This window comes from Thermoplasma sp., from assembly GCF_008709555.1.
Classification (GTDB): domain Archaea; phylum Thermoplasmatota; class Thermoplasmata; order Thermoplasmatales; family Thermoplasmataceae; genus Thermoplasma.
Map to the genome: position 1 here is coordinate 62,134 of NZ_VYIJ01000001.1, position 11,291 is coordinate 73,424.

At 46.3% G+C, this 11,291-nt stretch carries 10 protein-coding genes; 5 read left to right on the forward strand and 5 right to left on the reverse strand.

What is annotated here, in order from left to right; all coding sequences use genetic code 11:
* Positions 1–64: 64 nt before the first annotated feature.
* Both F6Q11_RS00330 and F6Q11_RS00335 read right to left on the reverse strand, forming a co-directional pair.
* Positions 65–1,219, reverse strand: coding sequence for a (Fe-S)-binding protein (locus F6Q11_RS00330; protein ID WP_297025828.1), 1,155 nt, complete (start codon positions 1,217–1,219; stop codon positions 65–67).
* Positions 1,200–2,600 (reverse strand): FAD-binding oxidoreductase, encoded by a 1,401-nt coding sequence (locus F6Q11_RS00335; protein ID WP_297025719.1) that lies wholly within the window; start codon positions 2,598–2,600, stop codon positions 1,200–1,202. Before F6Q11_RS00335 ends, F6Q11_RS00330 begins: the two co-directional genes overlap by 20 nt.
* Before the next feature lie 233 nt (positions 2,601–2,833).
* Between F6Q11_RS00335 and F6Q11_RS00340 the strand changes: the two genes are divergently transcribed.
* A complete protein-coding gene (locus F6Q11_RS00340; RefSeq protein ID WP_297025720.1) occupies positions 2,834–6,202 on the forward strand; it encodes a hypothetical protein in 3,369 nt (1,122 codons plus the stop codon).
* A gap of 121 nt (positions 6,203–6,323) precedes the next feature.
* Positions 6,324–6,797 carry an HAD family hydrolase gene (locus F6Q11_RS00345; RefSeq protein ID WP_297025721.1) on the forward strand — a complete coding sequence of 158 codons (474 nt, stop codon included), beginning with the start codon at positions 6,324–6,326 and terminating at the stop codon, positions 6,795–6,797.
* On the opposite strand, the gene F6Q11_RS00350 is transcribed toward F6Q11_RS00345, so the two are convergent.
* The 3 genes from F6Q11_RS00350 to F6Q11_RS00360 all read right to left on the reverse strand — a co-directional run bounded on the left by F6Q11_RS00350 (position 6,771) and on the right by F6Q11_RS00360 (position 9,400).
* Positions 6,771–8,093, reverse strand: coding sequence for a tRNA(Ile)(2)-agmatinylcytidine synthase (locus tag F6Q11_RS00350; protein WP_297025722.1), 1,323 nt, complete (start codon positions 8,091–8,093; stop codon positions 6,771–6,773). The genes F6Q11_RS00345 and F6Q11_RS00350 overlap by 27 nt on opposite strands.
* 3 nt (positions 8,094–8,096) lie before the next feature.
* Positions 8,097–8,873 carry a polyprenyl diphosphate synthase gene (uppS, locus tag F6Q11_RS00355; protein ID WP_297025723.1) on the reverse strand — a complete coding sequence of 259 codons (777 nt, stop codon included), beginning with the start codon at positions 8,871–8,873 and terminating at the stop codon, positions 8,097–8,099.
* 65 nt (positions 8,874–8,938) lie between these two features.
* Positions 8,939–9,400: a hypothetical protein gene (locus tag F6Q11_RS00360; RefSeq protein ID WP_297025724.1), complete on the reverse strand. Its 462-nt coding sequence runs from the start codon at positions 9,398–9,400 to the stop codon at positions 8,939–8,941.
* Between the two features lie 103 nt (positions 9,401–9,503).
* On the opposite strand from F6Q11_RS00360, the gene F6Q11_RS00365 reads away from it, so the two are divergent.
* The 3 genes from F6Q11_RS00365 to F6Q11_RS00375 are packed head-to-tail and all read left to right on the forward strand — an operon-like array spanning position 9,504 to position 11,287.
* The gene (locus F6Q11_RS00365) at positions 9,504–9,899 is read left to right on the forward strand and encodes a hypothetical protein (RefSeq protein WP_297025725.1); all 396 of its coding nucleotides are present in this window, start codon (positions 9,504–9,506) and stop codon (positions 9,897–9,899) included.
* Entirely contained in the window at positions 9,899–10,879 is a 981-nt protein-coding gene (locus tag F6Q11_RS00370) for a MarR family transcriptional regulator (RefSeq protein ID WP_297025726.1), read from the forward strand. Before F6Q11_RS00365 ends, F6Q11_RS00370 begins: the two co-directional genes overlap by 1 nt.
* A 51-nt stretch (positions 10,880–10,930) precedes the next feature.
* Positions 10,931–11,287, forward strand: a complete 357-nt coding sequence (locus tag F6Q11_RS00375; protein WP_297025727.1) for a type II toxin-antitoxin system ParD family antitoxin — start codon at positions 10,931–10,933, stop codon at positions 11,285–11,287.
* Positions 11,288–11,291: the final 4 nt, after the last annotated feature.

Below are 11,291 nucleotides of genomic sequence, written 5' to 3' on the forward strand. Positions count from 1 at the left end.
CATCATATTTTCGGTATATCCGCGCGTCCGATCATCCATGCACGGGCCATGGTCATCGACCGGCTCACCTCGATCCGCTGGACCGGAGAAGCACCTCTGATATGTCGATCACGCTGTCGTCCTTTGCAAGGTTTGCATAGCATATCGGGCATGCGGTTACGATGGGGAGGCCGGATGACTTGAGCTCCTCGAACCGCCTCAGCGATATCCTATCCGATATCTCAGGAAAGAGCAGTTCATCCGGTCCACCACAGCATCTCGTTGGATTCTCCTCAATATTCACATCGAAGACCTTCGAAACGTAGCCGTTGAAGTCGAAGTACCTCGAGAAGTGGCATGGTGCATGCACCGCGTATCTGTCCGGTACCTTAACAGTCTCTATCAGATCCATGTAGTACACGACTTCGAACTCGAAGTCTACGTATTTTGGGTATATGTATTTGAGTATCTCATAGGTGTGCGGATCTATGGTTATTATCCTGCGCACGCCGTGAGATCTGAAGATCTCGGAAACGTACTCCGCGTATTCCCTGAACTCCCTCTCGAAGCCAAGGTCGTATATGAAGGTGCCTGGATACGGCTCTTCCTTTCCCAGGTACCCAAAATCAATGCCATTCCTCCTTAGAAGTTCCACAATGTTCCTCAAGTACCTGTTCATCCTCTCCATCATATCTCTATCGTAGAGGTCACGGAACATGACCGTGAACGATGGGTGTCTCCTCATGAACGAGGCCAGGCTCTCATCGTAATGCCCGAATATCCTTCTTATCTTTCCGAACTTGCGGAGATAGGCCATCAGCTGGTACATGTTGCCCGTGTAGAACAGCGTCTCCATGGATCCGAATTCCATGCCAGACGCCCAGTCTGCGCACCTCTCCCTCACACCCAGCGGATTGCGGAACCTCATGGTAAATTCAACGATCATCTTTGCTATCTCCGGTGCCTTCCCATTTTTCGCTAAGATCATTCTACCGATCTCGCTGACCTTCCCGGCGTTCACGCCTGCAGGGCACACGCTCAGGCATGCATAACAGTCAACGCATGAATAGAACGAAGGAGAAGGATCGATCTCATCGTACCTGTAAAGGAATTTCGCAATATCGACGCGACCTCTTGCGCCCTTTGAGGAAACGAAGTCAGCGGCCGGAAGTGTTGGGCATACAGACTCGCAAAAGCCGCAGTTTATGCATTTGCCAGCTTCAGCTATCAGATCCTGCATCCTGTTCAAAGATATTACCTCTGTTCAGTATGTTCTTCGGATCGAACAGGTGTTTGATGGACTTCATGAGGTCGAGTGTGCGCATGTTGTCGTTGTACCGCATCTCCTCTATCAGGAGCTTCCTCTTCTCGATGCCGATCCCATGTTCCGCGGAGACGCTTCCTCCGTGCTTGACAGCGATCATGGCCATGTCCATCATGAACCTGTTGACCCTCGCCATGGCCTCTTCATCCGAAAGGTCTGCGAATATGTTAGCGTGTATGTTGCCATCCCCTATGTGTCCGAAGAGAGCCGACCTTACACCATCGCCGTCCCTTGCCTTCTCTATCTCCTTGAGGGTCGATGGCAGTTCGGAGACCGGGACGACTATATCCCCTATTACTATGTACTCATTCTCATTCTTCCTCAGCCTGAGTATTGATGCATAGAGTCCTTTTCTTGCGAGATATATCCTGTTCATCTCTTTCTCATCCGTCGTGCTCCACGTTTCTATTGCATATCTCTTTAGTATGCTCTCGATCTGATCCTTACGTCTCTGTAGGGTCTCCACGGGTCCGGATGCATCGACGATGAGTGCGTAATTCGTACCATCAGGATACGTTATTGCTTCTGGTACGGAATCAAGCGATATCTTATCCATGAATTCGGCCATTTCCGGGATGGTGTGCTCCTTTATCTCCGATATGGCCTTCCCGGCATCATCGATTGTACGGAAGAACGCAAGTATCCTTGCTATGCGTTCTGGCTTCGGCCATATCTTGAGGTAGGCCTTCGTTATTACGCCCAAGGTACCCTCTGACCCTATCATCAGCGCGGTCATATCGTAGCCCGCCGATCTCTTAAGCGTCCTGTTCCCGAACTTGACAAGCGTACCATCTGCCAATACCACATCGAGGCCGAGCACCCAGTCCTTGGTAACACCATAGGCAACGCCCCGAAGGCCACCAGCATTTGTAGATATTGAACCGCCCACCGTGGCGGATCTCGAACTTGCAGGATCAGGTGGATAGAAGTGTCCGTATCCATCTAGGAAGCGCTCCAGGTCGTCAAGTCTAACGCCAGGCTCCACTATGACGCACTTGTCGTTGAGGTTTACATCGATTATCCTGTTCATCCTCAACATGGATATCACGACGCCGTGGCCCTTGAGTATAGATGATCCGGTCAGCGATGACCCACCGCCCTTGACGACGACTGGAACCTCGTACTTATAGGCCAGCCTCATTATCCTCTGAACGTCTTCGGCGGATCCTGGAAGCAGCACGGCATCGGGCATCTCGCCAGTGAAATATGAAGCATCGTTCATGTACGGGATGAGATCCTCCTTTCTCGTTATGACGTAATCGCCGAGAAAGGTCCGGACTTCCTCTATAAAACCCATGGGTAATCATCGTGAAGGCAGTAATATCTTTTTTTATCTGTAATTTTATGAGAGGTCTGTAATTATGATGTGGTCTTTTTTGGCGGATAGATTGAAGAAACATAAATAACAGGATGAAGAACAGATCTCGTATGAGGGCTGTTCAGTATGTTGCAACTTTAACTATATGTAAACCTTTTTCACATTAATAAAATATAAGTAAAATCATAAATGTATTGCGCACATCGGCGCATATGTGCAGAACGCCCGGCATACTCATAGTTTTGCTCCTTCTGCTGTCATGCTATTCAATAACGGCCTCCAATGCGCACTCGATCAATATGGGAGATCCAGAGACCCACTCCGACTACTACTGGTATGGAAACATGACAATACAGCATAATGAATCTCTCAATATAATAAACGAAGTTTTCTTTCTATTCGGTAGATCCATTGCCATCTTCGGGAACATGAGCATACAGAACTCAACCTTGATCCTAAACGATACTCAGATTGAGGTTATGGGAGGATTGTTGTTGCTTAAGAATTCCACCATAGAAGGTAATGGGTCCATATCCCTAAATTCATCAATTTTTAGATCCGAGAATTCAACACTTTTCAAGGGCTATAATGGGTCGCTAGCAGCTTCACATTCATCCGTATATTTGATCAGTTCCTATATTTCCGGTCAGTCGACGTCAAAAGAATTCAATTACACAACATATAGATATTATAATGACAGCTATCAGCCAGGAGGAAAGGCGGATCTGAGCAGTGAGGCAGAGGCCAATGGTTATGCTTACAAGCTTGATATATCGGTTGAATATGAATACGCAAATACGAGCAATCCGGCCGCATTATATGTGGAGGATGAAAATGAATCCCAATATCTGCACTTAAACGGATCGAAAAATATTATAACATCAAACTTCACCATCCTTCTCGACTATCCTTCAACCGATCCAGTTCCAGAGATATACGTGGACAGTAATGAGAGCGATCTGGAGGTCTATGGTATAAATGTTCTTGCCATAGCCAACGATACATATTACCTTTTTGGACCGGATCATTTTGATCTGTACCTGAAAAATAGCACGTTGTACAGTGTTGCTTCTGAATTCGAATTGAACGGAATACCACTGTATCTAAATGATGGCCTTCTGAGTCCAGAGGCCACCGGCATATACCTGTACCATTCTAAGGCTTACATAGTAAGCAGCGGATCCTGGATGACGAACATAACGCAAATACCGTTCATCAGTTTCATGTCTGAAGCCTACTATTACTCGGCGGTGAATATCACTTACATGTTGGATGACCGCACCTATAATTACAGCGGCCAGGTTTATTATGCAGACGGAGAGGAGATAGGGATTAATACCACTGCATGCGATATTGCGAATTCGGTTTATCACTCGGCATCGGTGCACATTGTACCGGTTTGGTTGTTCAATGGAACGATGCAATACGATGGAAACTATGAGATCGATATATACAACAGAACGGAGTACTTTTCATGCGATCCATTTCCAGATATGGGCGATCAAATGCACAAATTCGTGGGTTCGGTAACTCTACCGCAGGTAAGCATCAGCTTGCCATATCTGCTTTACACTGGCGTAAATGAAACGATAAATATCACTCTGGAGTCAACATATGCAAACGTCGCCGAAGCATCAATTGAGGTATACCTGGTAAACAATACATCAATCATACATATTTTCAATCTGTCCATAAACGATCTGCGAGTAAATTCTCCTGAAGAGATCACGGTTGACCTCGGTCTTGATGTATCGCCGGGCGAATATCAGATATATTACAAGGCGAGTGGATCTGGGATGATTTTCTCAGACCAGTACAGAATGATATTGGTTGAGGATCATGTCAACGTCCTGATGCATTGGATCTATCATTACATCATCCCGTTCCACAGACTGTATTTCGAACTTATGCTTTTTGATGCTTCATCGTACTCCTCGATAAATAACATCAGTATGCAATTCATATCAGAAGATAATTTATCTATCTGGAGGAATATAACCGTAGAGGTCGATCCTCTTGCATACTGTAATGAAACCTTCTTGATAAACTCGACCGGTAATCTTACGTCCATTATGATAAGGATGATGTACAATAGATCGATGATGAATTATATTCAATTACAGTCTCAGAACATAACTTTGCTCCCCGTATTCGATCGATACGACGTTAATATCGCGGTATATGGTATGCAGATATATCCCATAAACATCAGCCTGGATGGTTCACAATACACCATATTACATAATGACACGGTGCTGGCTCTGCCAAACGGCACCTATAGCGTTGTTGCAGGAGGAATGAATGGATATCATGTTCACATGCAGAGAAGCTTTGTTGTGAACGGCACTGGCACCGCATTAAATATTTATATCTCTAGGGCGCTTTACACGATCTCGTTCATATCAAACCTGAAATCAGGGTTCAACGTATCAATAGATCAAGAACCATGCTCCTCGAATAGCGTATCGCTGCCAAACGGCACCTATGTTCTCGTGGCCTATCCACCCCCTGGATATGATTGCCTATCTCAGAATATAAAAGTCAGCGGAAGCAACATGACAATATTCCTGAATTTTAAGCATGCGGTTTACAGTATATCCATAATCATCAATGGATCGGCCATTCCTCAAGAAGTCATGATCAATGATACGATGTACACTGTGTCAGCGGCGACGAATGTCTCACTGGATTCCGGGGTTTACACGGTAAGAGGCCTTAACTCGACGTACCTGAGAACCGATTTCAATGAGACCATCGATCTGCTTTCCAACACCACACTGTATATGATGTATTACAGGCCTTATTCTAGAATCGAGATCAATGCCCTAGGCTATAATGGATCATTTTCACTGCAGTTCAACTCGTCTCAGTACATCGTACATTCCGGATCCATGATTAAGGTACCATTCGGGTTCTATGCTGTGAGAGCGAAGAATGTGTCGGACTATTCTGAAATTTACGGTGATACGATCAATATCAAGTCCCCATCATTAATAATTAACATAACGTTCAGCAGACTTGAATTCATGGTCAATATAAGTATGGATAGGCCGGCCAAGATCGTCTTTGGAAACATGACCAGATACGGTCAGAACATTAGTGTTCTGGAACCAGCAGGGATCTATTATCTGTCCATCTCCAGACCAGGTTATTATCCATTAGATGAACGCATCATAGTTGACTCTAATTTGACACTGAACCTAGATCTCACAGAGATATATTACAGGATAGCAATAGAATCTAACGTTTATTCTTTCACAATAGTGATCGGAAATTCCACTTTTTATGCTTCTGGTAACAATTTAACCTTATACTTACCGTACGGAAAGAACATCATAACACTTCTCAAGCACGGATACAGCGATAACCGCACCACGATCTATGTTTCCGGTAATGATACGGTCTTTCTGAAGATGCACAGGTTATCATCAGAGGTCATCATTGCCCACTTCATCAGGAATAATTATCAAACGATCATTACGGTTTCAGTCCTGATGGTTGCAGCCTATTTGGCCTTCCTGAGGCATCTGCGTATTGTTGGTCGGAACGGTGGACCAATACGTCGTGATGTTAAGAGATAAAACACAATAAAAAACGATATATCCTCATTATGCATCAAAATGAGACGGTTAGCGAATTCGTATTCGCCTGTCGGCCATATCGAATGATTCCAAGCAATGTTGGAGTGAAGAGGATGAGTCAATGAAGATAATCCATCAGAAGGACGGGCAGTTGCTCAAAACAGTGTTCGTTGACAGAGATGGTACCATAAACAGGGATTGCCCCTACTGCCATAGGCCTGAGGATCTCCATATCTACGAGGATACCGTGGATCTGCTCAGATCCTACCAGGATAAGGGTTATCGCATAATCATAGTGACGAATCAATCCGGTATCGGACGCGGGTACTTTTCGCTTGACGAGTTCAGGAATTTCAATCAGGCCGTTGTCGATAGCCTGAAACATCGTGGTGTTTTTGTTAGCGCGACCTATTTCTGTCCTCATCGGCCGGATGAGGGATGCTCCTGCAGGAAACCAGGCCGCGGTCTCATAGATGAGGCCCTTTCGGATTTCCGTGTCGATATGGCCGGTTCGATCGTGATCGGCGACAGGGAAGATATTGATGGCGATCTCGCCAGAAAGGTCGGGCTACTCTTCAATCTGATCAGGCACTGATCCTTTCATGAATCGTTCTTCGATTTCAAAGGGCATGGATAGGTGTCTCCTTGCAACAACAGGAACATCGTATCTGCCAGGAGTTATGTTTCTCAGAACCTCCACGAAGTCCCTGGATCTGTACCTCTTCCCGCATCTCGGGCATCTAAAGTCATTGCGTCCCTTTGATACCGTACGGATGCTGCATGATGAGCAGACCGGATTCTCCATGCGGTATACCCTTGCCACGGAATGCACAATCATCTTCTCCACGTTCAGGTTCCCGTTCACGTACGAACCATAGAAGGTGACTAGGTCGCCGTTCTTCAGCTTTGAGAAAACGGAACGGAATTCCTTCGTTGGCTCGAAGGCGGCCGCAGTCAGGTATCTATCCCTGTAGGAGAATTTCAGGAAGTAATGCCCGCCGGGCACCGATATTGGGTCGGAAACCACGTATCCCCTGAGTGCATAGGAATGAAGTTCTTCGATCCTGTCTGGATCCTTTATTATATGGTCGTCGGTCGCCTGATTCGTCCTGAATACTATGCGACCATCATGTTCAATCTCTCCAGCCTCGTTTATAGCATCCGAGGCTTCCATAAGCGAATGCTGGTTGAAACCTCTTATACCGTAGATCACCGGCGTCTTTGGATGGGGAAAGATGGCGGCATACTCATTCCTTAGGTCAACGTTGTTGAACGTCCCCTCAAAACCGTCGGCCATGGACGCCAGCCTCATCTCCTTTTCTTTATCCATGGGAACGGGTACCGGATACCTGTATTCCAGGATCTCATACGTGTATCTTTCAGATGGCCATGCGAGGGCAGCAGCCGACCCCACTATTCCATGCCCCTCCTTCATTTTGTAAAAGGACGCACCGGAATTCGTTATGAACCTTTCAGCTTCTGAAACTGGTATTTCCTCCTCAAGAGCCCTGCGGTAGAAGGATGTATCCAGCCTGTGATCCGAGATCACGATCCCGGGATGTGTGCTGGGGTAGTCCGCCACCGCATACTCTTCCACCAGGTTCTTCGCTATCTCCATGAGATCGAAAGTGTCAACGGTTCCGCTTTCTTCTTCATAGGACATCACGGGTTTACCATGCACCTCTCCTATCTTCTGCGATATTCCCCTACCGTGGCCCAGCCTCAACACGACTGCTCCGTTCCCCCGCGTCTTGAACCTTATGTTCGGGTTGAGTCTCACAAGGTATGGATTACCTATGAGATCCAGTTTCGACTCCTCTATCATCCGCATTACCAGGTAGGTTGTGCACATACGGTCAGGAGAATCGGTATCGTCAATGGCGATAAACATACACTACCTCCCGAACCTCCTCTGCCTCCTCTGGTACGAGTATATCGCCCTGAGAAAGTCAAGCTTCGAGAATTCAGGCCAGTATACATCAGAAAAATATAGCTCGGAATAGGCACTCTGCCATAGAAGGAAGTTGGATATTCTCTCCTCACCGCTTGTCCTCAGTATGAGATCCGGATCCGGTATCCTCCCGTCATACAGGTAGGCCCTGAACTTGTTCTCATCCAGTTCGTCTATATTGATCTTACCGGCCATGGCATCCTTAGTTATTCTCTTTATGGCATCAAGGATCTCCTCCCTGCCGCCATAGCCAATGGCGAGATTTAGCTGGTAATTGCTGAAATTCCTCGTGGTCTCCTCGACGACGTGTATGGTCTGCCTCAGATAGGCAGGAAGTATGGACAGGTTCCCTATCACCCTGACGTTTATCTTGTTTTTGTAGACACGTTCATCTCTGAGAAGGGATTTGAAGGCGTTATCTATGAGATGAAAAAGGAAATCGACCTCCTCAGCATTTCTGTGGAAGTTCTCGGTTGAGAAGGCGTAGAACGTTACGATACGTATATCGAGTTCCATGCACCAGTCCACGACCTCCTCAACCTTCTCCTTTCCCTTTACATGACCTTCATTTTCAGAGATACCCACATTCCTGGCGTACCTCCTGTTGCCATCGGTTATTATTCCGATATGGCGCGGTCTGGGATACTTCTTTACCTCATCCAGAAGAACATTCTCGTAGACCTTTGAGGCCAGATCCCCCAGTTTATTGGATACTCTCATGAACAGCGATTATGATCATAAACGACTATATAGGATTATGTGAAATTCAAAAAAAGAAGGTAGGATTACTCCTGTACGATCTCATCCACAAACGTTGATATCTTTATGACGGTGGTCTTTTTAACCGTTTTTGGTATCCTGAGGATCTTCACGCCGTCGATGAAGGCAACGTATTTCGAGAATTCCTCATCCGTGATATTGCGGAAGATCAGCTCGTCTATGTTCCTGAAGGCAACCTTCTGTCCCAGATCCTTAAGATCGTCCGCTGTGATCTCTAGCTTCTTGAAGTTGTCTATGTATCTCGGTAGTGCACCCTTTGCGCCCTCGATGAAGCTCTGGGATATGTTTCTTACCCCCTCTACTGTCCCAAGGAATGTCCTGTAGGCATCGTTGGTGATCTCGCCTATGGTCTTTCCGGTGTGCTTCGCAAGCTCGCTCACGTTTCTGTAGACATCATCCCTGATGCCCTTGACCGATATGGTTATTTTCTTTGTTTCTTCCTCATCCCTCTTTTCCTTTTCAACCATAATTCAATATGGTTTACCAGTATATAAGCTTACTGGTAATTTGGATTACCAGTAAACCGGAGATGTGAGAATGGTTATATGCCATGCTTCTGTTAACCTGGATATGAAATATGCGATTAGAGAGTACAAAGGAAAGAAGGTGGATCTTGCAAAACTCGCAAAGACCATAGAGGATTACTTCAAGGAGGAGAATTTTATCACGCAGTCCAACCAGCACCCAGATGGGTATCTCATACAGGCGAAGAAAGGTGGTATCTTTCGGACGATCTTGGGCATGGATCGCGCCTTCACCATAATAATATCCGGATCGCCGTCTGATTTCCGCATCCAGATTGGCCTTGGCAAGTGGCTTCAGGATCTGGGCGTTGCCGCGATTGAAGCGTTCTTCATAACGCCGGTGGTAGCCTTCATCGAGGTTCCAGAGTCGCTCTGGTCATTCGAGCTCGAGCATGCTCTCTGGCAGTTCATAGAGACGCAGATAAACCTCGGCATACAGTAATGTCCCTCAGAGACCTGATCATCCGGGAGCTGAAGAAGAGGCAATCCGTGGGCATGGACCAGTACGAGATAGAGGAATTGATGGGTTTTTCTAAGTCCACGGCCTCGGAGACACTGTCGAAGCTGGAATCTGAAGGATTGATAGTCCGGCAGGAAACGGCTGGGCGATCGAAAAGGGTCTGGCTCAGGGAGTATTTCCCATACCGTGATCCGGGGATGATAAGGATAGGCTGCCTCAGATCCACGGAGTATGCAAAATTCCTCAGCGTAGCCATGGACTATGGCGAAAAAAAGGGCCTTAAGATAAGTGTGAGATTCTATGACGAGGCAACCGAGATACTGCAGGATCTCGCATCAGGCACCCTTGAATTCGGCCTTGCACCAATATTCACGGAAACACTGTTTGCCCTTTCCAGCCATGAGATCGTCATAGTCGCGCCGGTGGCATCCGGCGGTTCCGGCATATTTGAAAATCAATCAGCTGCAAACGACCTGGTGGCAACGAGCGAATCGACCTCAATGATGCTTCTTGCCAGGGAATTTCAGAAGAAGCGTCGAGACGTGAAGATAACTGTGTTCAGCGATCCCATAAGGGCGAGAAAAAATTTCCAGAATGGCGATTTCAGGTATATTGCAATATGGGAACCCTATGCATCATTGATAGGCGGCAAAATGGTATACGATTTTTCAGAACTCATGGATAGCTTTCCTTGCTGCGGCATAGCGGTATCATCGAATCGATCTGCCGATAAGGACATGAATAATCTGTTAAGGGCATATGCGGATCAGAATGTGGAGATCAGGTCTGACGTTATAGATATGCTATCAAGGGCAACGAGATGTGGTAAGAGGGCGGTGCGTAATAGCATAAGCAGCTATAATTTTCAGCTGAAATATGACATGCAGACTGTGGTTAAATATATGGATTTCATAGGATATCCGGTTGCGGACGATGCTATTAAAAAAGTATTTTTACTATAAAAATGAAATTATTACCATGCAATTGCAAAAATTTATATTCGATTATTGTCTATGTCAGACATAGGAGGTAAAGATAGGTTGAATGACGAAAAGAGGGTCACGGTCAGGCTGTCCAGGTCAATGGTAGACGAAATGGAGAGTCTGGTGAACAGGGATGAATACGAGAGCGTTTCTGATCTCGTCAGGAAGGCTGTTGCAGCATTGCTTGAGTCACGTGGCGTCAACAGCGACTTCGTACCGGTACAGATACTTGTTCCAAAGAACCTCGTTGAAAAGTTGGGCAAGGATTCAACAAGACCTGTCAATCTTAGCCTCGACGAACTCTCGTCCCTCATACTCGATAGGATAAACGGTCTGACGGTGAGGGAGACGATAAAGAAAATAGTGCACGAAGAAAACATTAAATAAATTC

What these genes read in the sequence shown, in the direction of transcription:
- F6Q11_RS00330 (WP_297025828.1), bottom strand. Translation starts at nt 1,219, where the DNA reads ATGCAGGATCTGATAGCTGAAGCTGGCAAATGCATAAACTGCGGCTTT.
- F6Q11_RS00335 (WP_297025719.1), bottom strand. Translation starts at nt 2,600, where the DNA reads ATGGGTTTTATAGAGGAAGTCCGGACCTTTCTCGGCGATTACGTCATA.
- F6Q11_RS00340 (WP_297025720.1), top strand. Translation starts at nt 2,834, where the DNA reads ATGTGCAGAACGCCCGGCATACTCATAGTTTTGCTCCTTCTGCTGTCA.
- F6Q11_RS00345 (WP_297025721.1), top strand. Translation starts at nt 6,324, where the DNA reads ATGAAGATAATCCATCAGAAGGACGGGCAGTTGCTCAAAACAGTGTTC.
- F6Q11_RS00350 (WP_297025722.1), bottom strand. Translation starts at nt 8,093, where the DNA reads ATGTTTATCGCCATTGACGATACCGATTCTCCTGACCGTATGTGCACA.
- uppS (WP_297025723.1), bottom strand. Translation starts at nt 8,873, where the DNA reads ATGAGAGTATCCAATAAACTGGGGGATCTGGCCTCAAAGGTCTACGAG.
- F6Q11_RS00360 (WP_297025724.1), bottom strand. Translation starts at nt 9,400, where the DNA reads ATGGTTGAAAAGGAAAAGAGGGATGAGGAAGAAACAAAGAAAATAACC.
- F6Q11_RS00365 (WP_297025725.1), top strand. Translation starts at nt 9,504, where the DNA reads ATGAAATATGCGATTAGAGAGTACAAAGGAAAGAAGGTGGATCTTGCA.
- F6Q11_RS00370 (WP_297025726.1), top strand. Translation starts at nt 9,899, where the DNA reads ATGTCCCTCAGAGACCTGATCATCCGGGAGCTGAAGAAGAGGCAATCC.
- F6Q11_RS00375 (WP_297025727.1), top strand. Translation starts at nt 10,931, where the DNA reads ATGTCAGACATAGGAGGTAAAGATAGGTTGAATGACGAAAAGAGGGTC.